At 70.9% G+C, this 18,635-nt stretch carries 20 protein-coding genes; 11 read left to right on the top strand and 9 right to left on the bottom strand.

Annotated elements, in window-relative coordinates:
- Positions 1 to 22: 22 nt before the first annotated feature.
- On the bottom strand, positions 23 to 1,012 hold the full coding sequence (locus I3V78_RS11830) for an AAA family ATPase (protein ID WP_204487174.1): 990 nt from the start codon (positions 1,010 to 1,012) through the stop codon (positions 23 to 25).
- A 125-nt stretch (positions 1,013 to 1,137) separates the two neighbouring features.
- Here I3V78_RS11830 and I3V78_RS11825 point away from each other — a divergent pair, with 125 nt between their 5' ends.
- Both I3V78_RS11825 and I3V78_RS11820 read left to right on the top strand, forming a co-directional pair.
- A complete protein-coding gene (locus I3V78_RS11825; RefSeq protein WP_204487172.1) occupies positions 1,138 to 2,001 on the top strand; it encodes an alpha/beta fold hydrolase in 864 nt (287 codons plus the stop codon).
- 26 nt (positions 2,002 to 2,027) lie between these two features.
- Positions 2,028 to 2,456, top strand: coding sequence for a hypothetical protein (locus I3V78_RS11820; RefSeq protein WP_204487170.1), 429 nt, complete (start codon positions 2,028 to 2,030; stop codon positions 2,454 to 2,456).
- Between the two features lie 10 nt (positions 2,457 to 2,466).
- Here I3V78_RS11820 and I3V78_RS11815 read toward each other — a convergent pair whose 3' ends face one another.
- Positions 2,467 to 2,766, bottom strand: a complete 300-nt coding sequence (locus I3V78_RS11815) for a hypothetical protein (RefSeq protein ID WP_204487168.1) — start codon at positions 2,764 to 2,766, stop codon at positions 2,467 to 2,469.
- A 98-nt stretch (positions 2,767 to 2,864) separates the two neighbouring features.
- Here I3V78_RS11815 and I3V78_RS11810 point away from each other — a divergent pair, with 98 nt between their 5' ends.
- The 7 genes from I3V78_RS11810 to I3V78_RS11780 all read left to right on the top strand — a co-directional run bounded on the left by I3V78_RS11810 (position 2,865) and on the right by I3V78_RS11780 (position 9,790).
- Positions 2,865 to 4,169: a DNA polymerase beta superfamily protein gene (locus tag I3V78_RS11810; RefSeq protein WP_204487166.1), complete on the top strand. Its 1,305-nt coding sequence runs from the start codon at positions 2,865 to 2,867 to the stop codon at positions 4,167 to 4,169.
- Entirely contained in the window at positions 4,166 to 4,945 is a 780-nt protein-coding gene (locus I3V78_RS11805; RefSeq protein ID WP_204487164.1) for a nucleotidyltransferase domain-containing protein, read from the top strand. The genes I3V78_RS11810 and I3V78_RS11805 overlap by 4 nt, the downstream gene beginning before the upstream one ends.
- 43 nt (positions 4,946 to 4,988) lie before the next feature.
- Positions 4,989 to 5,981, top strand: a complete 993-nt coding sequence (locus I3V78_RS11800; RefSeq protein ID WP_204487162.1) for a DUF2157 domain-containing protein — start codon at positions 4,989 to 4,991, stop codon at positions 5,979 to 5,981.
- Positions 5,978 to 7,045, top strand: coding sequence for a DUF4401 domain-containing protein (locus I3V78_RS11795; RefSeq protein ID WP_204487160.1), 1,068 nt, complete (start codon positions 5,978 to 5,980; stop codon positions 7,043 to 7,045). The genes I3V78_RS11800 and I3V78_RS11795 overlap by 4 nt, the downstream gene beginning before the upstream one ends.
- Complete coding sequence (locus I3V78_RS11790) at positions 7,045 to 7,545, top strand: GDYXXLXY domain-containing protein (protein ID WP_338023537.1); 501 nt, start codon at positions 7,045 to 7,047, stop codon at positions 7,543 to 7,545. The genes I3V78_RS11795 and I3V78_RS11790 overlap by 1 nt, the downstream gene beginning before the upstream one ends.
- A 77-nt stretch (positions 7,546 to 7,622) precedes the next feature.
- Entirely contained in the window at positions 7,623 to 8,012 is a 390-nt protein-coding gene (locus I3V78_RS11785; protein ID WP_204487158.1) for a hypothetical protein, read from the top strand.
- A complete protein-coding gene (locus tag I3V78_RS11780; protein ID WP_204487157.1) occupies positions 8,009 to 9,790 on the top strand; it encodes a hypothetical protein in 1,782 nt (593 codons plus the stop codon). Before I3V78_RS11785 ends, I3V78_RS11780 begins: the two co-directional genes overlap by 4 nt.
- Positions 9,791 to 9,800: 10 nt before the next feature.
- Here the strand turns inward: I3V78_RS11780 and I3V78_RS11775 are convergent, their stop codons facing one another.
- The 7 genes from I3V78_RS11775 to I3V78_RS11745 all read right to left on the bottom strand — a co-directional run bounded on the left by I3V78_RS11775 (position 9,801) and on the right by I3V78_RS11745 (position 16,486).
- Positions 9,801 to 10,601: a class I SAM-dependent methyltransferase gene (locus tag I3V78_RS11775; RefSeq protein ID WP_204487156.1), complete on the bottom strand. Its 801-nt coding sequence runs from the start codon at positions 10,599 to 10,601 to the stop codon at positions 9,801 to 9,803.
- Between the two features lie 3 nt (positions 10,602 to 10,604).
- Entirely contained in the window at positions 10,605 to 11,360 is a 756-nt protein-coding gene (locus I3V78_RS11770; RefSeq protein WP_204487155.1) for a ZIP family metal transporter, read from the bottom strand.
- 87 nt (positions 11,361 to 11,447) lie between these two features.
- Positions 11,448 to 12,686: a COG3014 family protein gene (locus I3V78_RS11765; RefSeq protein ID WP_204487154.1), complete on the bottom strand. Its 1,239-nt coding sequence runs from the start codon at positions 12,684 to 12,686 to the stop codon at positions 11,448 to 11,450.
- 7 nt (positions 12,687 to 12,693) lie between these two features.
- On the bottom strand, positions 12,694 to 13,293 hold the full coding sequence (gene lpoB, locus I3V78_RS11760; RefSeq protein WP_204487153.1) for a penicillin-binding protein activator LpoB: 600 nt from the start codon (positions 13,291 to 13,293) through the stop codon (positions 12,694 to 12,696).
- An 11-nt stretch (positions 13,294 to 13,304) separates the two neighbouring features.
- The gene (locus I3V78_RS11755) at positions 13,305 to 14,132 is read right to left on the bottom strand and encodes a hypothetical protein (protein ID WP_204487152.1); all 828 of its coding nucleotides are present in this window, start codon (positions 14,130 to 14,132) and stop codon (positions 13,305 to 13,307) included.
- Positions 14,133 to 14,138: 6 nt separating this feature from the next.
- Positions 14,139 to 14,696, bottom strand: coding sequence for a hypothetical protein (locus tag I3V78_RS11750; RefSeq protein ID WP_204487151.1), 558 nt, complete (start codon positions 14,694 to 14,696; stop codon positions 14,139 to 14,141).
- A 101-nt stretch (positions 14,697 to 14,797) separates the two neighbouring features.
- On the bottom strand, positions 14,798 to 16,486 hold the full coding sequence (locus tag I3V78_RS11745) for a mechanosensitive ion channel family protein (protein WP_204487150.1): 1,689 nt from the start codon (positions 16,484 to 16,486) through the stop codon (positions 14,798 to 14,800).
- 169 nt (positions 16,487 to 16,655) lie between these two features.
- Here I3V78_RS11745 and I3V78_RS11740 point away from each other — a divergent pair, with 169 nt between their 5' ends.
- Complete coding sequence (locus I3V78_RS11740) at positions 16,656 to 17,039, top strand: response regulator (RefSeq protein WP_204487148.1); 384 nt, start codon at positions 16,656 to 16,658, stop codon at positions 17,037 to 17,039.
- A 28-nt stretch (positions 17,040 to 17,067) separates the two neighbouring features.
- Positions 17,068 to 18,624 carry a multiheme c-type cytochrome gene (locus tag I3V78_RS11735; protein WP_338023536.1) on the top strand — a complete coding sequence of 519 codons (1,557 nt, stop codon included), beginning with the start codon at positions 17,068 to 17,070 and terminating at the stop codon, positions 18,622 to 18,624.
- Positions 18,625 to 18,635: the final 11 nt, after the last annotated feature.

Here is an 18,635-nt window from a genome sequence, read left to right as displayed (position 1 = left end):
CCTCCAGACCCCGGGGGCGGGCTTAAGGCACCTCGACGCGGTCGAAGACGCGCTGGATGAGCTTCTCCGTGGTGAGCTCCTCCGCCTCGGCCTCGTACGTGAGGGCCACGCGGTGGCGCAGCACGTCGAACGCGATGGCCTTCACGTCCTCGGGCGTGACGAAGCCCCGGTGGCGCAGGAAGGCATGGGCACGCGCCGCCTGGCTCATGGCGATGGTGGCGCGGGGGCTCGCGCCGAACTGGATGTAGTCCGCCTGGTCCTTGAGCCCGTAGCGCGCGGGCTCACGCGTGGCGAAGATGACGTTGAGGATGTAGTCCTTCACCTTCTCGTCCATGTAGATCTGCTGGACGAGCGCGCGCGCGTTGACGAGCTGCTCCAGGGCGATCACCTTCTGGACCGAGGGCGGCTTGCCGCCGCTCATGCGGTCCATGATGACCTTCTCCTCGTCCCGCGTGGGGTAGCCCACCTTCACCTTGAGCATGAAGCGGTCCACCTGCGCCTCGGGCAGCGGGTAGGTGCCCTCCTGCTCGATGGGGTTCTGGGTGGCGAGCACCAGGAAGGGCGAGGGCAGCGGGAAGGACGTGTCCCCGATGGTGACCTGGCGCTCCTGCATGGCCTCGAGCAGCGCGGACTGCACCTTGGCGGGCGCGCGGTTGATTTCGTCCGCGAGCACCACGTTGGCGAACACCGGGCCCTTGCGCACCGTGAAGTTGGCCGCCTGCTGGTTGTAGATCATCGTGCCCACGAGGTCCGCGGGCAGCAGATCCGGCGTGAACTGGATGCGCGCGAACGAGGCGCTGATGCTGTCGGCGATGGTGCGCACCGTGAGCGTCTTGGCCAGACCCGGCACGCCCTCGAGCAACACGTGGCCGTTGCACAAGACGCCGATGAGGATGCGCTCGAGCATGTAGCGCTGGCCGACGATGACCTTGCCGACCTCCTGGTTGAGGAGTTCCACGAAGGAGCTCTCCTGCTGTACGCGCTCGGTGAGTGCCCGGATGTCCGTGTTCATAAGGTGTTGTCTCGACCGTCCCTGAGGAGGCAGGCAGCCTAGGGGGTGGGAGGTTCCGGCTCAACATCGCAGTAGGCCCGGCATTCCGGTATTTTCTCGCCTCCACCCATGCGGAGGCAGCCCTGATGGCCGGAGCGGACGTCCAGGAGGTGGCGCGGCTCGTGCCCCCCGTGCGGCTCCAACGGTGTCCCGTGCCCGGGGGCGGCGCGCTCCGGGTGCTCGACGGGGGCGAGGGGCCGCCCTGGGTGCTCCTGCACGGGCGGGGCAACGCCGCGAGCACCTGGTTTCCCCTGTGGCCCGCGCTGGCCCGGACCCACCGGGTGCTCGCACTGGACCTACCGGGTTTCGGGAATTCTACCCCCCCACCGGGTCCCCTCCGGACGGCCGAGGAGGGCCTGCGCGCCTTCGTCGAGCCGGTGGAGGCGGTGCTGACGGCGCTGGCTCCGGGCCCGATGACCCTGGTGGGCCACTCGCTGGGGGGCCTCGTGGCGCTGGAGCTGGCGCTGCGCGGCCGTGTCCCCGTGGAACGGCTCGTCCTGGTGGACGCGATGGGGCTCGGCCCGGAGATGACCCTCGCCTCGCGCCTGTTCTTCCGACTGGGCCCCGAGCGGCTCGCCCGGGTGCTGGGGCCCCGCCTCTTCGGCCGCATCGCGCCGCTGCCGGACACCCCGGTCCACCACCGGTTGATGGCGCTGGACCACGAGCTGATGACGGTGCCGGGAGGCCGACCCGAGGCCACACGGGCCTTCAACACCCTGGTCCCGCTCACCGGCGACGTGTTCCACCGCCGCGAGCGCCTGGGCGAGGTGAAGGTCCCCACCCTCCTCTACTGGGGCGAGCGGGACAACGTGCTGCCCGTCTCGCTCGCGGAGGCCGCCGTGAAGCGGCTGCCCCGGGCCCGGCTCCTGAGGGTCGCCGCCGGACACAGCCCGCACCAGGAGCGATGGGACAGCGCGGCCGAGGAGCTCCAGACGCCGCTCGACGGCTGAGCCCCTTCCGTGCTTGGACGGGGCCCATGCAGATCACGACCTGGTTCATCGCGCGAGAAGACGAGGCGAAGGCGATCGCGTCGATCGTCACCACCGAGGAGCACGATCCGGAGGAGTGGCCGAACATCGAGCTGCCCCTCATCGAGATGGAGCTGATGGCGCTGTTCGCCACGCTGCGCGGCTCGGAGGATCTCACCGTCCCGAGCAGCCAGGGCGAGCCCTTCGTCTTCGACGAGGACTCGGGGCTGCTCGTCATCCGCGTCTCGGACGCGCTCATCCAGGCGCTGGCGCAAGTGGCCCCGGGGAAACAGGCGAGCCTCGTCGAGGCCTGGGCGGGACACATGGACTCGGACTACGCGCCGGAGGAGCTGCTCGAGCAGCTCGAGGACCTGGCGGCGTTCGCGCGGGACGCGGTCCAGCGCCGCTCGCCCGTCCTGTCGCTGTCGACCTTCTAGGACACGCGCGTCAGAAGGGCCGCTCGGGCATGCCCCGTTCGAGCCAGGCCTCGTACTCGACCAGGATGTCGAGCCGGTCGAGCAGGAGGATGCCGACGAGCGACAGCACCCCCAGAATCATCAGGGTCGCGCCCGCGGCCCGGCGATTCGCCGACCACCACGTTCCGCCCGCGAGCACCGTCAGCAGGAACAACGGGGAGGCCCACCACGGGTCGACCCCGATGTGATTGTCGGTCGTGGCGAGGATGCGCAACGCCACGAGGCCCCAGAACAGGAGGGACACCACGGCGCTGAACCACCCCAGGCGCATTCTCCAGGACAAGACGGGCATGCGGGACGGAGTGTATGTCAGGCACATCCGGCGCGGACGTCCGTGACACTCCCCGCGAGCCCGACCCTGGAGGCACCATGACCCGCGAGACCTCGACGCCCGAACACGATCCGGCCGAGACCCCAGCCCGGCCCCGGGGCTATGAGCAGGTGGACCGGCTCTCCGTTCCCCTCCCCCACGGCACCGAGGTGACCACACGCGTGGAGCGTCTGGCCGGCGAGCGCCGCATCCCCCAGGGCGTGGTCGGCCGCGTGGCCCGCGCCCGCGACGGCGGCTTCGACGTGCAGATCGTCGGCGTGGGCGAGGTCTGGTACGCCCGGAGCGAGCTCGTGCCCCGTCGGCCCGGTCAGCTCCAGTTCGCGCTCCGCCGCGCCGCGACCTGGGACGCCCTGCGCCCCTGCGTGGTGCTGGAGACCATCGTGGGCTCCCAGGCCTGGGGGCTGGCCAACGAGGCATCCGATGTCGACGTGCGCGGCGTCTTCGGCCTCCCCCTGCCCTGGCACTTCGGGCTCGCGGACAAGGCGAAGGATCTCGTCAGCGCGGATGGCAGCCACACCTTCTGGGAGCTCTCCAAGGCGGTGGAGCAGGCCCTGCGCGCGGACCCCAACACCCTGGAGATGCTCTTCGTGCCCGGCGCGCGCGCCACGGACGTGCTCGGGGAGTGGTTGCTCGCCGAGCGCGACGCCTTCGTGTCCAAGGCCCTCTTCGGCAGCTTCGGCCGCTACGCCATGAGCCAGCTCGACAAGCTCACGCGCAGCCAGCGGCTCGCCGAGCACCGTGACCTCGTGCTCGAGTGGCTGTGCGAGGAGCCCACGCCGTCGCTCGACGAGGTGGCCCGGCGCCTGGCGGCCATCTCCCCGCGTCCCGCGCCCACGCCCGAGGACGGCCTGCTCGCGGCCAAGACGTACATCAAGCAGCTCTACCGCTCGCTGTCGGACCAGGGCCTGCTCGAGGCCAACGACTTCGCCGCGCTCGTGCGCTACGCGCGGGGCGGCGGGCAGCGGCCCCCGAGCGCCCGCGAGCTGCGGCCGAAGAACGCCTACAACCTGCTGCGCCTGGTGGTGCTCGCCACCGGCTGGTTGAAGGAGGGCGTGCCCACGTTCGATGTGTCGGGCGCCATCAAGGCCCGGCTGCTGGACATCAAGGCCGGCCAGGTGCCCCTGGAGGACGTGCTGCGGGACGCCGAGGCGCTGGCCCCGGAGCTGGAGGAGGCCCACCGCCAGAGCGCCCTGCCCGCCCTGCCCGACCACGCTCGGGCGGACCGGCTGCTGCGGCGGGTGGGTGAGGAGCTGGCGCGACGCTGGGTGATGAAGGAACCAGGACCGCTCGGGCGGGAGGCGCCCGCGCCCCCGGCCCTGGAGAACACGGAGGACGCGTCATGACGGATGCACGGATGACGGAGCACCAGACCCGCGTCGCCGACCGCGTCCTCGACGAGGAGGCCGCGCGCCGCCACCACCTCGTGGTCACCCTCACCGGGGCCCACGCCTACGGCTTCCCCTCGCCCGACAGCGATCTGGATCTCAAGTGCGTGCACATCACGCCCACCTCCCAGTTGCTCGGGCTGGAGCCGCGCCTCACGCCCGCCGAGCGCCTGGAGGTCCTGGACGGCGTCGAGGTGGACTACTCGTCCAACGAGATTGGCGCCGTGCTGACGGGCGTGCTCCAGGGCAACGGCAACTACCTGGAGCGGCTGCTCGGCGCCCATGCCCTGCGGCACTCGGCCGAGCTGGAGTCCCTGCGCCCCCGGGTGCGCGGCGTGCTGTCGCGGCGCCTGCACCGGCACTACCGGGGCTTCGCCCAGAGCCAGCTGCGTGAATGGGAGAAGACGGGCTTTCGCTCCGCCAAGAAGCTGCTCTACGTGCTGCGCACGACGCTCACCGGCACCCACGCCCTGCTCACGGGCGAGGTGGAGGCGGATCTCACCGCCGTGATGGACCGGTACGGCTTCGGAGAGGCGGGAGAGCTGGTGGCCTGGAAGCGACGGGGCGAGCGCAGTGAGCTGTCCGAGGCCCTGTCCGAGCGATGGCGGGGACAGGTCGGCCGGGCCTTCGAGCAGCTCGACGCGGCGCGTGAGCGGTCCGTCCTTCCCGAGGAGCCCGGGGAGACGGCGGCCCTGGAAGCGTGGCTGCTGGAGCTACGGCGTGCGCACTGGTGAGGCGTGAGACAAAGGGAGGCGCTTGGGACTAGCGTCTCCCCTCGTGTCCAGTGACCCTCTCGATCTCGCCGCCACGCCCGAGCGCCTGTACCTGCTCGCCGATGCCGGTGTCTTGTCCCCCCCCGAGCTGAAGCAGGCCCTGGGGCGCGCGGTGCAGACCCCCGCCCCCCCCGCCTGGCAACGCTTCCTGTCCATCGGGTTGATGGGCTTCGGCTCGCTGCTCGTGCTCTCCGGTGTCATCTACTTCTTCGCCTACAACTGGGCGGCGCTGCACCGCTTCGGCAAGCTCGGCCTGCTGCTCGCCGCCATCGCGGGGGCGTGTGTCGCCGCGACCCAGTTGAAAGACGGGCTCCCGGGACAGTTCGCCCTGCTCTTCGCGGCGGTGCTCGTGGGGCCGCTGCTCGCCGTCTACGGACAGGCCTATCAGACGGGCGCGGACCCGTATGGCCTGTTCCTCGGCTGGGGCCTGCTCATCCTGCCCTGGGTGGCCCTCGCGCGCTTCGGCCCCCTGTGGCTGTTGCTGCTCGTGCTCGTGGACACGGGCCTGAGCCTCTATCGCATCCAGGCGCTCGGCCGGGAGGATGCGTTGCTCGTCCTGATGATCGGCCTGCTGAACGGCGCGGCGTGGGCGGTCCATGAGGTCCTCGCCCTCCGGGGCGTCGAGTCCGCCCAGGGCCGGTGGTTGCCCCGGGTCCTCGCGGCGATGACGATCCTGCCGCTGCTCGGGCTCGCCGCCCATGTGGTGTTCGAGCCCCAGCGGGCCGATGCCTCGGAGTACGTGGCGTTGGTGCTGGTCTGCGCCCTGGTGGCCGCGACCTACTTCTTCCACCGCCGGGTGCGTCCGGAGTTGTTCCTGCTCACCCTCGGCGTGTTGAGCGTGATGACGCTCGTCACCACCTTCGCGGGGCGCATCATCTTCGAGGTCCTCGACGCCGAGCTGTTCGGCATCTTCCTGATGGCCGCGGTGCTGATTGGCGAGCTGAGTGCCGCGGCCTGGTGGCTGCGCACCGAGGCGCAGGGAGCGGAGGACGTATGACACGGGCCTTCAAACCCTCGCTGCGCGAGGTCCTGTCCCCGTCGGTGCATGCGCGGGCCCATACCGAGCTCCAGGCGCGCAAGGAGAGCATCACGCCCACGCCCTGGTTCATCCGGGTTCTCATCGGCGCGGGCGCCTGGCTGGCCTCGCTGTTCCTCATCGTCTTCGTGGCCCTGGCGATGGAGCTGTCGAACGAGACGGCCGCCCTCGTGATGGGTCTGCTGCTCACGGGGTGCGCGATCGGCCTGCGCTTCATGGATTCCAGCCTCTTCTTCTCGCAAGCGGCCCTGGCCATCGGCCTGGCTGGCCAGGGCCTCTTCGCCTTCGGACTCTTCGGCAAGAGCGACGGGGCGCTCTCGGCGCTCCTCTTCGCCGTGTTCGAGGCGATCGTCTTCGTCCTGTACGCGGACCTCGTCCAGCGCTTCCTGTCGGTGTGCGCCGCGAGCCTCTCGCTGCTGTACGCGCTGCAGGACGCCATCGCCATCGAGGCCGCGAGCCTGGGGTTGGTGGTGCTCGCCGGGCTCGCGCACGCGCTCGTCCTGCACCAGGCCGAGCTCCAGGCCCGGCGCTGGGCCCCCTGGGTCACCCCCGCCATCTTCGGACTGGTCACCACGGTCATGGGCCTGCTGCTCGCGGGCGTCGGGGAAGAGGAGCTCTTCGGCCGGGGTGAGCAGACCGTGCTGCGCATCGTGGTGACGACGGGGCTCGCCGCGGTGACGATGTACTCGGCCTGGCGGGTCCTCGAGGAGTCGCACCGCGCACCGGGTGGCGCTCCGGGCGTGACGTTGTTCGGCGCCCTGGCCCTCCTGTCCCTGCTCACCTACCGCACCCCGGGCGTCATCGCCGCCGTGGGCGTGCTGCTGCTCGGCTTCCACCGGCGCAGCGTGGTGCTGCTCGGCATGGCGGTGGTCTTCATCCTCGCCTTCGGCGTGAACTACTACTACAGCCTGCAGCTCACCCTGCTCGCCAAGTCGCTCGCGCTGCTGGGCGGAGGACTCGCGATGCTCGGTCTGCGGCTGTTCATCCTGCGCCGCTTCCCCATGGCCGCCCCGGAGGTGTCCTGATGCGCACCCGTGTCATCTACGGAGGACTCGCCCTGGTGGTGGGGGCCCTCGTGCTGCTCGTCATCCAGAAGGAGCAGTTGCTCCAGCACGGCACCCCGCTGCTCCTGGAGCTCGCGCCGGTGGATCCCCGCTCGCTCATGCAGGGGGACTACATGGTGCTCAACTACGCCATCAGTCAGGAGGTCAGACCGGGCTGGGACAATCCGGCCGAGGACGGCCGGCTCGTGCTGCGGCGGGACGAGGCGGGCGTGGGCCGCTTCGTGGGCGTGGAGACGCCGGGCCTCGCGCTCGGGCCCGGAGAGCTGTGGCTGAACTTCAAGGTCCGCGGCAGCCGCGTCCGCCTGGGCGCGGAGTCCTTCTTCTTCCAGGAAGGGCATGCGGACCACTACGCGCGGGCGAAGTACGGCGAGCTGCGCGTGGCCGCGGATGGCACCAGCGTGCTCGTCGGGCTGCGGGACGCCGAGCGTCAGCCCCTGGGTCCGCCCGCGTCCCTGGACTGACCGCGCGCCGGATGACAAGGCAGGTCATTCGGCGCATGCTCGACCCGCGGCTCATCCCCCACGGGAAGGAAGCGCCCATGATCTTGGAGCCCTACTGCGTCATCCCCGTCCTCACCTCGGTGAAGGACACGAAGGAGCGTCAACGGCTCCAGGAGCTGCTCAAGGCCTACCTGGACGAGCAGTCGGCGCTCGGGTTGATCCTGGGGGACGACGCGCACGCGGCCCTGGCGGCGGCCACGCTCTCGGGCATGGCCCGGCAGTTCCCCGGCTCGCGGGTCCTCTGGCTGAAGGATCCCCGCGCCCTCACGGACGAGCAGCGGGCCCGGTGGAGGCCCCAGGCCACCACGCTCGTCACGTTCCTCACCGTGGAGCGCCACGTGTCCTCGCACCTGACCATGCCCGCGGCCAGCAAGGCGTCGGACCTCACCCTGGCCCTGCTCGCCGCGCTCGCGGGGAAGACCTCATGAAGACCCCTCGCTCCCCGTGGTCCCAGGTCCTCGCCGGGCTCGTGGCGCCGGTGGTGGTGCTCGTGGCGCCGGACACCCGGGCGGCCCCCTCCTGCACCCGGAGCGACACCGCCCTGTTCTGGCTGGTGGAGCGCACGGAGGCGGGCAAGGAGACGTGCTACCCCGAGGCGCCCATCGTCGACGTGGACGTGAACAGCGCCGTGCTCGTACGCATCAACCCGACCGCGCTCGCCTCCGAGCGTGTCACGGGAACGAAGACCGGCGGTCCGCTCGTCACCCGCATCCAGCGGCTCACCCTCCTGCAGACGCGCTTCACCGAGAGCCTCGCGCGCTCCCAGGAGCTGGGCCAGGCGGCGGAGGCCCTGTGGCGCCAGTCGCAGCGGATGGACGGGGCCCAGCTCGAGCGGTTCCAGGCCGCCTACGGGGCGCTGCTCGGCACGCTCACCGACATCAAGGCCTACCTCGTGGAGGTGGACCCCGCGGGCGGACAGCTGCGCTTCGACGCGCTCTTCTCGCCGGGCAAGCCGCTCGGCAAGAGCATCGAGGAGTTCTTCCAGGCGGAGAACACCTCCGTCCAGGCGCAGGTGGACCACCTCCTGCGGGGCGCCTCGCAGACCCTGGAGGTGGTGGCGTACCTGGGCGAGCCCGCCACGCAGATCCACGTGCCGGGCTACGACAACCTCACCCCGGGCACGCCCCACCCCATCGAGAAGACCCGCTTCGTCTTCGACGAGCGCTTCCAGGCCGAGTACCGCGCCGCGGTGGAGCTGTCCGCCAGCGCCACGAGCCTCAACGGACTCAAGGCCCAGGCCACGCGGATGCTGAGCGAGCAGCTGTCCAGCTTGAGGGACGCCGTGATGGGGCTCGCCGCGCGTGAGCTCCAGGACGCGCTGAGTGCCGTGGGCCCCGCGCTGGCGGCCGATCCGGCCGTCGTGAAGGCCAAGGCCGCGGTGTCCGCCTGTCAGGCGGCGAGCACGGTCCTGCTGCCCCCGCTCAAGGAGGCCGCCCAGCCCGCGAGCGGCGTGGATGCCGCGCAGATCCTGGCGAGCACCATCTCCGCGCTGCAGAACGGCAAGCCCCAGGCCCAGGCGTGCCTCAACGCGGTCTCCAGCGCGGTCACCGCCTGGGGCGCCCTCGCCTCCGACAAGCGGAGCGCGCTGGCGTCGCTCTCGCCGCCCCTGGAGGCCCTGTCACGGGCCATCGCCCTCGTGTCCGCGAGCGTCGCGCAGTCCGACGCGGCCTCGCTGCCCACGCTCACCACGCTCACCACGCCCCTGCACGAGGCGACCGACACCGAGTTCTCCCTCATCAACACGCCTCGCAAGGAAGGCGACCTGCTCACCGTGCGGGCGCGCGTGCTGGACAAGGACGGGAAGATCGTCCCGGGCGGAGAGACGCTGCGCTACCTGCGCGTGCGCAGCCGGGGGTTCCTCACGGACACCGGCGCGGCGGTGCTGTTCGCGCGGGGCATCCGCCCGGACGCGGGCGCCCTGCTGCCGGCGGCGGGCGCCTACGCCGTCATCCGCTTCAAGGGCTGGCGCGGCGACGACGACGCCAACTCCAACTTCTTCCACGTGCTCGCGCCGGGCATCGGGGTCGCCGCCGTGGGCATCCCCCAGGCCCAGGACGGCTCCACGAAGATCACCTGGATGGTGACCGGTCACCTGTTCGGCGACATCCTCCAGGCGGGCGTAGGCGTGTCCACCACGATGGAGCCCTACTGGGCGGTGGGGCTCGGGCTGCACCGCATCGCGGGGCTGGGCAAGTACGTGCCCTGAGGCCCCGGCGCTAACACGCCTCCGCGTCGGGAAGGGCCCGCAGGACGAAGATGCTGTCCAGGCGGATGTCCCCCCGGCGCCGGGGCGCGGTGATGTCGTAGTCGAAGTCGTAGGTCTCGAGGACCTCGAACCCGGCCGAGCGGAACAGGCGCCGCGTCTGCGCCAGGTCATACGTGCGGAAGTGCCAGTGCGTCTCGATGAGCAGGTCCTTGTCGGGACCCGTGATGCGCAGGCGGTTGCGCATGGCCGAGCGCCGCAGCTTGCGGTCCGGCACGCTCTCCCGGGTGTTGCACACCACGGTGTCCGCGCCCAGCGTCTCCACCCAGCGCTCGGCCTCCACCTTCTGCCGGGCGTACTCGGTCAGGTGGAAGCCCAGCACGTAGATGCCCTCGGGCTTGAGCAGCCGCCGCGTGCTCGCCAGGTGCGCCCGCGCCGCCTGCTCGCTGTCGAGGTAGCGAAAGGTGGAGACCAGGTTGAACGCGAGGTCCATCTGGCCTTCCAGCTCCGGCCGGAAGAAGTCCTCCATGCGCGCGACCTGCAGCTTCACGCGCCGGCGCAGGGCCGGGGTGAGGCGCGCGCGGGCGTGGGCCAGCATCTTGTCGGACAGGTCATAGCCCACCACGTGCAGGCCCCGGCGCGCGGCCTCCTCCACCAGGCGGCCCGCGCCGCACGCAGGCTCCAGCCAGCGCTTGCCCCCGGTGCCATGGCGCTTGCCCACCTCCAGCAGGAAGTCCATCTCCCGCGCGGTGCCGGTGCCGAAGATGGCCTCGTAGTACTCGGGGTGGTCGTACCAGTCGGAGAGTCGTTGCATGGCTCAGTGTCCGGGATGTTCCGTCATGCCCGAGAGGGCCAGCATCACCAGCAGGCCCGCCGCGAGCGCCACCAGGTTGCGGCCCCGGTTGTCCTTGCCGTGGCGGTTCACGTGCGGCAGCAGATCCGACACCGCCACGTAGAGGAAGGTGCCCGCGGAGAAGGACAGGGCCAGGGGCGCCAGACGATCGAAGCGCAGCACCGCGTCGAAGGCGAAGTAGAGCACCGCGCCCACGGGCACCATGAGCCCGTAGGCCACGGCGTAGCCGAGGATGCGCGAGGAGCTCTTGCCCTCGGCCTTGAGGATGGAGGCCAGGGACAAGGACGAGGGCACCTTGTGCGAGGTGATGGCCATGAGCGCCATCATCCCCACGCCCTCCTTCACCGCCGAGCCCAGCGCGATGCCGTCGAACAGCGTGTGCGCCGACAGGCCGAGGAACGCCGTGAGGCCCAGGGTGTGCCCGTGCACGTGCTCCTCGCACTCCGGCGGCTCCTCGCACGCGTGCGTGAGCACGTAGCGCTCGAGCACCATGAGGAACACGAAGCCGGCGGGCACCATGACGAACGCCCAGAAGCCGCCCCCGTGGTACGCCTCGGGCAGCATGTGGAAGAACGCCGCGCCGAACATGATGCCCGCGGCGAACGCCAGGAAGGTGACCAGCCGCGTCGGCTTCTCGGTGAAGACGACGGCGAGCGCGCCCACGAGCGCGCCCAGCAGGATGACCAACGAATAGGCGGAGAGGGTTACTACCGGAGACATGGGGGGCCCGACACCTAGCACAGATTGGCCCCCTGCACAGATTGATGCAATCCGGTGTCAAGTGGCGGCCCGGGGATTTCCGGACCCTCAGTCGTAGCCGCGCACCACGACCAGCCGCACCCGGCCCGGCTTCACCTCCACCCGCTGGGAGGCACTCCAGCCCGGGCCCTCCACCCGCACCGTGTGGACGCCCGCGGGCAGCCGCAGCCGCGCCACCTGGAACTCCGCTGGCAGGGACAGCCACGAGCGCAGGTCCGGCTGGTTGGCCGCGTTGAGGACCAAGAAGGTGAGCGCGCCCACCGCCTCGCTGCGTGCCAGGGCGCCCGCCCCCGCGGCCAGGCCCGCCTTCACGCCCACCCCCGCCACCTGTTTGGCCAGCATCCGGCCCAGGCGATCCTCCAGGTGCACCTCGGCCACGTCCGCCAGCGACGTCACCGTCACGGCCCGCATCGGCGCGCCCGACTCCACCCCCACCCGGACGAGCCCCGGCCGACTCCGGTCCCGGTACACGGGCACCTGGATGAGCTCGTGCGAGTTGAGCCGCCGGTCCGCGGGCTCCTTCTCGGGGGAACGCCCCGCCTCGACGACGATCACCACCTGGCCCTCGTCGGGCCCCAGGGGCGCATGCGGCAGGCCCGGAAAACGCGCGAGCAGTCGCTCGTACTCGTCCTGACGCCCGGTGCGGCGCGCGAGCCGCAGCAGGGGCTCGGCCAGCTCCCCCAGCCCGGGCGCGAGCCGCAGCGCGTTCTCGTAGTCGATGTAGGCCGCGTCCCAGTCGCGCTGGTCCTCGTACAGCACGCCGCCGAGGTAGCGCGCGATGGCGAGCTGCTCGTAGGGCTTCTTCTCCTCGACGACCATCTTGCGCAGCCGCTCGTTGACGCGGCGCACCTCGACGAGCGCCTCCTCGTCCTGCTCCAGCTGCGCGTAGTTGAGCGCCTGGAGCACGGAGATCATCAGCTTCTCGAAGTCCTCGCCCCGGTAGGCGCGCTGGCGCTCGTTGGTGATGAGCGCCCCGGCCTCCTCGCTCACGGAGACGGCGTCCAGCTCCGAGGCCAGACGGTCCGCGCGCGCCAGCACCTCGATGCTCTCCTTCCACCGGCCGGCCGAGTGCAGCACCATGCCCCGGTCCAGCAGCACGAGCAGCGCGTCCTTGCCGCTGCCCTGCTTCTCCACGGCGTCCAGCTCGCTCAGCGCGCGGCCATAGTCCCCGGACTCGTAGGCGCCCCGGAGCGAGCGCGTGCGCGCGACATAGTCGCCCGCGCAGCCGCTCAGGAGCACCAGGGCCACCAGCAGCAGTCCACCCGCCTGTGGTCGCGCGCGGCTCATGGGCGCGCTACCAGGAGATGCCCTGCTTCTCGAACTTCTTGCGGATCTCCTTCTCGTCCGTCCACTCCACGATGCCCGTGCGCACGTTGTTCAGCTTCGCGGTCATCTTGTAATAGACGAGCTTGTCGCCGCCGACCTCCTGGACGATGGAGGCGATCTCCCCGGTGAGCAGGAAGTCCGCGCTGGCCTGCTGGCCCGGCGCCTTGGCGGCGTTGGGGTCCACGTAGCCCGAGCCCTGGTACTCGTACTCCTCGGCCAGGTCCTCGCGCGCCGCCTTGTCCAGGAGCGCGAAGCGGCCCGTGCGCGCCAGGCCCGTTTGAATCTTGTCCCCGAGCGACGCCATGTCGATGTGCTCGGACGTCTTGTTCTTGAGCCGGCCCACGAGCACCACCGGCAGCTGGGCGTTGGGCTGGGCGAAGCGCGGCACACCGGCGAGCGACTCCACCATCTTCTTGGCGATGAGCTGCAGGTCGTTCTCGTTGAACTGATCCGACAGCATCTCGATGGTGTTGGGGTCCTCGTAGGTGCCGCGCGTGAAGGCGCGGGGGCCGCCACAGGCGGCGAGCAGACCCACGAGCGAGACGGACGCGATGAGACGGGTTTTCATGGGACGCACTCCTAGTTCCATTCGCATTCGAAGCGGCTGCCCTGGAAGTTCCACTTGGACGTGAGCACCGCGTCGCGTTTGTACCCCGCCGTGAGCCGACAGAGGCTCTGCAACGACGAGCGGGGGTAGTCGAACGTGTAGGCCTGGGCCTTCTGGCGCTCGGCGTCGGTGAGCTGCGAGGGGTGGCTGAGGCTGGGGTTGGCGCTCGCCGCCACCAGCACCCGGTGGGGGCCGTAGCTCTTGAGGGGCACCTGGCCGGCGAGCTGGATGCGGCGCACCGTGCGCGCCCGGAGGATGTCGCTGCGGTCCACGCGCGTCTCGTGGGCGTTCTGGCGGCCCAGGAGCTCGGACAGGTTCGCGGTGAAGACGCGCGTGAACTCGCCATCCTCCACGAAGAAGTAGAGGAAGGACTCGCGCGCCACGCGGCTCTCGCCGGTGAAGTCGAGCGTCACCAGCACGTCCAGCGCCCGGTGGGGCGCGAGCGCGTGGGTGCTCACCGCGTCCAGCACGGCCGGGGACACCCCCGCCTGCTTGAGCCGGATGAGCCCGTCCGCGCTCGCGTCACACGCACAGCGCCGCTGCTCGATCATCCGCACGAGCTGCGCCTCGTCGAACCCCGCCTGGGCGAGCTTCGTCACCTCCGCGTCGGTGAGCGGCAGTTGCTCCGAGCGCTCGTAGAGGCGCGGCAGTTGGTTGGAGTCCCACTGCATGAGGTTGTACGTCTGCGTCTGGCCCGGAAAGGGCGCCACGGCCACGGGCTGGCCGTTGGCGGTGGAGACGCGGGGCGCGGTCTGGGCGGTGACGAGCGCGAGGGCGGCGGCGAGGGCGTGAGTGAGCATGGCGCGCTAGAACTTGAAGCCGACGTTCATGTAGAGCCGGTTGGTGATGCCGTGGCTGGCGATGGGCACATCCAGCGCGTAGCCCAGACCGATGAGGAAGGGGCCGCGGGGCAGCAGGTCCACGCCCACCTGGGGCGACAGCCCGAAGCGCAGGCCCTCGTCGGGCACGAGGAAGGCGCCCGCCTTGAGGCCCGCGTAGAAGCTCACCGGCAGGCCGTAGGTGCGAAAGCGCGGGCCCACCAGCACGTTCACCAGGCCGTTCTGGAGCACGTAGTTGCCGCTGACGTCGAACTGGTACCAGTCCGCGCCCCAGAACGACGCCGTGCCTCCGATGAACAGCGGCGGGCCACCCGAGCGCAGCCGGGACTGCTCCGCGGCGAAGCCCGCCCCCCAGTCGAAGGTGAGCGAGAAGCGGGGGCTCGACTGGCGGGAGTACCCGCCCCGGCCATACTCGGACCGCTCGGGCCCGTCCGTGCGGCCCCGGCGCTGGGCCCAGGAGTCCTCGGGAAGCAGTCCACACACCACGCCCAGGGCGATACCCCACACTCCGGCGAGACGATTCATCACACAGGCTCCCACGTTCATTGCGGCGATGCCCTCCCGACCGGGGCAACGCGACCGATATTCAAACGCGCCCGTCTCCCTGGCTCGCTCCCTCGCCCGCCCTAGGGTCGGGTGGGCCCCAGGGTCGAGTCCGACGCGGCCTCGGTGTCGTCCTGGGCGTCGTCGTCCTTGGGCTCCGACTTGAACTCCGACTTGAACTCTTCCTTGGGCGGCACGGTGATGGCGGCCCGGGCCTCGGTGCGGGTGGTGGGCAGCCAGTGCGGCCGGACGCGCAGGTACTTCATCAGCTGCTCGCGCACGACGGCGCGCAGATCGAAGAGCACCCCGAGCGAGCCGCTCACCACCACACGCACCTGCAGCGTACGGTCCAACACGTCCTCCACCACCAGGGTGGACACGCGGCCGTCCCACAGCGCCTTGGCCTCGTTCTCCAGGATGCGCTTGAGCTCCGCGCGCAAGAGGTCCAGGTCCGTGGAGAAGTCCACGAGCACCCGCACCACGCCCAGCATGGACTGCCCGCCGCGGCTCCAGTTCTGGAAGGGCTTGTCGAGGAACTGGGAGATGGGGATGACCAGCCGCCGCTCGTCCCACACCTTCACCACCACGTAGGTGAGGGTGATCTCCTCCACCCACCCGAACTCGTTCTCGACGATCACCGCGTCCCCGATGCGGATGGGCTGGGTGAAGGAGATCTGGATGCCCGCGAGCAGCGAGGCCACGGGCTTCTGCGCCGCCAGACCGATGACGATGCCCGCCAGACCCGCCGAGGCCAGGAGGGACACGCCCACGTTGCGCACCGTCTCGAACTGCATGAGCAGGAGCGCCGCGGCGATGAGGTAGGTGGCGGCCTCGAAGACCGAGCGCATCACCGACAGCTGCGTGCGCAGGCCGCGCATGCTCCCCGCGTCATTGGCGTCCTGCGCCACCGACTCGTGCACGTACTGCGCCGTCGCGCGCAAGAAGCGCAGGATGAACCACGCCACCGCGATGATGCTCAGCGTGGTGTCGATGTGCCGCACGATGTTGCCGGGCTTGGGCGGCAAGAGCGCCAGCTCCGCGCCCAGGGCCGTGAGGAGCGCGAAGTACAACAGCTTGAGCGGCCCCCGGCCCGAGGACACCAGGGCCACGGCCCAGCCCAGGCGCGTCCAGTGCACCACGCGCAAGAGCACCCACAAGGACAGCCGCTCGAGCAGCACACTGAGCACCCCGGCCCCCGCCACCGTGAGCACCAGGGCCAGCCACTGCCACGGCTCGAGCCCCAGCACCGTGCGCTCGAAGAGCACCGCCGGCAGCTCCTCGCCGAGCAACACCGGGCCGTACCGCTGGTAGAGCGGCTCGATGGACTTCACCGTGGCCTCCGCGAAGACCCACACCTTCCCACCCTCTGGCAGGGACACCCGGGTCAGGCGGAGGGGGTAGGACATGTCCTCCACGGGGATGATGCCGATCTGATCGAAGCGGGGGTTCTCCGGATCCCCCTCGGGCTCCTTGCTCAGGCTGGCCAGGGCGGTGGACGGCAGCTTGTGGTCCAGCACGAACTTGAGCTGGCGCGCCAGGCGGGCCCCCTGCTCCTTCTGCGAGGAGGCGGGCAGGTAGTCCAGGTAGAGGTAGTGCGCCGCCAGCGCGTAGTCGCCCTGGTGCACGGCGTCCGAGAAGCCGTTGGCCGTGGCGTAGGGGGTCTGCCGGTCCACCCGCGACGGGGGGGTCCCCAGGCCCGGGTTGAGGGCCCATGCCTGCCAGGACACGAGGATGGACAACAACAGGCTCAATCCAGCCGAGGTGCGTCGCATGCGGCCCTCTTTGCGACACCCCGTTCCGCCCGGCAACCGTTATATGAGGCTGGCTGCTCGACCCACGGCCTATTGGACGAACGGCGCCGGGGGGCGCCCCGAATCGGTGGGAAAAGCATGGAGCCCCCGGAAGGGGTAGGCTACAAGGGCCGCTCCGCGAGAGGTCGCCGTGCAAGAGAAGCGAAAGATCCTCCTCATCGACGACAGCGAGATCACCCTCGCCATGGAGAAGGCCGTGCTCGAAGCGCGCGGCTACGAGGTGATCGCCACCTCCACGCTGATGGAGTTCGAGAAGACGCTCCAGTCGTGGAAGCCGGATCTCATCCTCACCGACATCCACATGCCCGAGGCCAAGGGCACGGACATCTGTCGGACGCTCAAGAACGAGTACAACACCCAGGACATCCCCATCATCCTCTTCTCCAGTCTGGCCGACGACGAGCTGGCCAAGCTGGCCGAGCAGGTGGGGGCCGACGGCAGCCTGTCCAAGGGCAATGGCCTGGAGGCGATGGGTGAGAAGATCGACGAACTGGTGCAGAGCATCATCTGGTGACGGCGTGGGTGCGGGGCCCGGTGGCACGGTGAGGCGACTCGTCGCCGGGCTGCTGGTGCTGTCGGCGCTCGCGGGCTGCCCGCGCAAGGACGTCCGCGCCCCCGAGCCCGCCCCGCCCCCGAACCCCGCCGCCGAGGCTCCGGCCGCCCAGGCCTCCCAGGCCCCGGGCGCCATCCTCTTCTTCTCCGCGGACGTGCGCGGCTACCTCGGGCCCTGCGGCTGCAGCGAGAACATGCGCGGGGGCATCGCCCGAGCCGCCTTCCAGGTGCGCGAGGCGCGCCAGGGCGCCCTGCCCGTGCTCTTCGTGGATGGCGGCGACAGCCTCTTCGGCGAGCCCCACCTCAAGCCCGAGCAGGTGCCCCAGGAAGAGCGCAAGGCCCGAGCGCTCGCCGAGGCCTACCGGGACATGGGCCTCGCGGTGCGCGCGGTGGGCGAGCTGGACGACACCCGCGGCGCGGGCTTCCGCCAGTCCCTGGGACTGCCCGAGCTCGCCTCCGGGGCCGTGAAGGTGCTGCCCGCGGGCGCCCGGAAGGTCGGCCTCGTGAGCGCCTCGGCCAGCGCGGGGCTCGTCCAGGGCGCGGCCCGGGCCCGGGCCGCGGGCGCCACGTTCGTGGTGGGCCTGTTCCGGGGCACGCTCGCCGAGGCCCAACGCGCCGTGTCCTCCTCGGCCGCGGGCGTGGATCTGGTGATCGCCACCCACACCGCCTCCGAGTTCGACGGGGAGCAGAACACCCTGACGCGCGACGCGGTCCCGGTGGTGGCGATGCAGAGCAAGGGCCGCTCCCTGCTGCGCGTGGACCTGACGTACGGCCCCACCCCGGGCCCCTTCACCCAGCAGCGCACCGCGGAGGACAGCGAGCGGGAAGTCACCTCGCTCGACCGGCGCCTCGCGCTGATGGACGCGGAGATCAACCGCCCCGGCATCGACCCCCAGCTCAAGGCCCTCAAGCAGGACAAGCGCACGGAGCTCGCGGCCCGCCGGCAGGCGCTGCTCACCGCGCCCCTGACCCCCACGGGCGAGGGAGACGGCTTCGCCGTGCGCTTCGTCCCGCTCGAGTCCACCCTGCCCTCGGATCCCCAGGTCCAGGCCGTGGTGAACGCCTATGACGCGGATGTGGGGAAGATGAACCTGGAATGGGCCCGCGCCCACGGCCAGGACTGCCCGGCGCCCGCCAAGGGCCAGGCGGCCTTCGTGGGCAACGCCGCCTGCGCCGAGTGCCACGCGGAGACACTCCCCGTGTGGGAGGGCTCCAAGCACCACCAGGCGTGGAAGACGCTGGAGGACGTGGGCAAGCAGTTCCACCTCAACTGCACGGGCTGCCACGTCACCGGCTGGCAGCAGCCCGGCGGGGTGTGCCGCCTGGACAAGGTGGCCGGACGGGAGAACGTGGGCTGCGAGAGCTGCCACGGCCCCGGCTCGCTGCACGTGGAGGACCCCTCCCCCACCAATGTCATCGCCCAACCCGGCCAGACGGTGTGCGTCACCTGTCACAACCCCGAGAACTCCCCCCACTTCGACTTCGCCACCTACCTGCCCAAGGTGCTCGGTCCTGGACACGGAGCCACACGCGGAGTGAAACAGTAGGCGTTCTGGCC

The organism is Archangium primigenium, from assembly GCF_016904885.1.
GTDB classification, from domain to species: Bacteria; Myxococcota; Myxococcia; order Myxococcales; family Myxococcaceae; genus Cystobacter; species Cystobacter primigenius.
This window is presented reverse-complemented; position numbering and strand designations above follow the sequence as displayed.

What these genes read in the sequence shown, in the direction of transcription:
- I3V78_RS11745 (WP_204487150.1), bottom strand. Translation starts at nt 16,486, where the DNA reads ATGCGACGCACCTCGGCTGGATTGAGCCTGTTGTTGTCCATCCTCGTG.
- I3V78_RS11815 (WP_204487168.1), bottom strand. Translation starts at nt 2,766, where the DNA reads ATGCGCCTGGGGTGGTTCAGCGCCGTGGTGTCCCTCCTGTTCTGGGGC.
- I3V78_RS11825 (WP_204487172.1), top strand. Translation starts at nt 1,138, where the DNA reads ATGGCCGGAGCGGACGTCCAGGAGGTGGCGCGGCTCGTGCCCCCCGTG.
- I3V78_RS11785 (WP_204487158.1), top strand. Translation starts at nt 7,623, where the DNA reads ATGATCTTGGAGCCCTACTGCGTCATCCCCGTCCTCACCTCGGTGAAG.
- I3V78_RS11805 (WP_204487164.1), top strand. Translation starts at nt 4,166, where the DNA reads ATGACGGATGCACGGATGACGGAGCACCAGACCCGCGTCGCCGACCGC.
- I3V78_RS11810 (WP_204487166.1), top strand. Translation starts at nt 2,865, where the DNA reads ATGACCCGCGAGACCTCGACGCCCGAACACGATCCGGCCGAGACCCCA.
- I3V78_RS11770 (WP_204487155.1), bottom strand. Translation starts at nt 11,360, where the DNA reads ATGTCTCCGGTAGTAACCCTCTCCGCCTATTCGTTGGTCATCCTGCTG.
- I3V78_RS11790 (WP_338023537.1), top strand. Translation starts at nt 7,045, where the DNA reads ATGCGCACCCGTGTCATCTACGGAGGACTCGCCCTGGTGGTGGGGGCC.
- I3V78_RS11820 (WP_204487170.1), top strand. Translation starts at nt 2,028, where the DNA reads ATGCAGATCACGACCTGGTTCATCGCGCGAGAAGACGAGGCGAAGGCG.
- lpoB (WP_204487153.1), bottom strand. Translation starts at nt 13,293, where the DNA reads ATGAAAACCCGTCTCATCGCGTCCGTCTCGCTCGTGGGTCTGCTCGCC.
- I3V78_RS11830 (WP_204487174.1), bottom strand. Translation starts at nt 1,012, where the DNA reads ATGAACACGGACATCCGGGCACTCACCGAGCGCGTACAGCAGGAGAGC.
- I3V78_RS11780 (WP_204487157.1), top strand. Translation starts at nt 8,009, where the DNA reads ATGAAGACCCCTCGCTCCCCGTGGTCCCAGGTCCTCGCCGGGCTCGTG.
- I3V78_RS11755 (WP_204487152.1), bottom strand. Translation starts at nt 14,132, where the DNA reads ATGCTCACTCACGCCCTCGCCGCCGCCCTCGCGCTCGTCACCGCCCAG.
- I3V78_RS11750 (WP_204487151.1), bottom strand. Translation starts at nt 14,696, where the DNA reads ATGAATCGTCTCGCCGGAGTGTGGGGTATCGCCCTGGGCGTGGTGTGT.
- I3V78_RS11765 (WP_204487154.1), bottom strand. Translation starts at nt 12,686, where the DNA reads ATGAGCCGCGCGCGACCACAGGCGGGTGGACTGCTGCTGGTGGCCCTG.
- I3V78_RS11775 (WP_204487156.1), bottom strand. Translation starts at nt 10,601, where the DNA reads ATGCAACGACTCTCCGACTGGTACGACCACCCCGAGTACTACGAGGCC.
- I3V78_RS11795 (WP_204487160.1), top strand. Translation starts at nt 5,978, where the DNA reads ATGACACGGGCCTTCAAACCCTCGCTGCGCGAGGTCCTGTCCCCGTCG.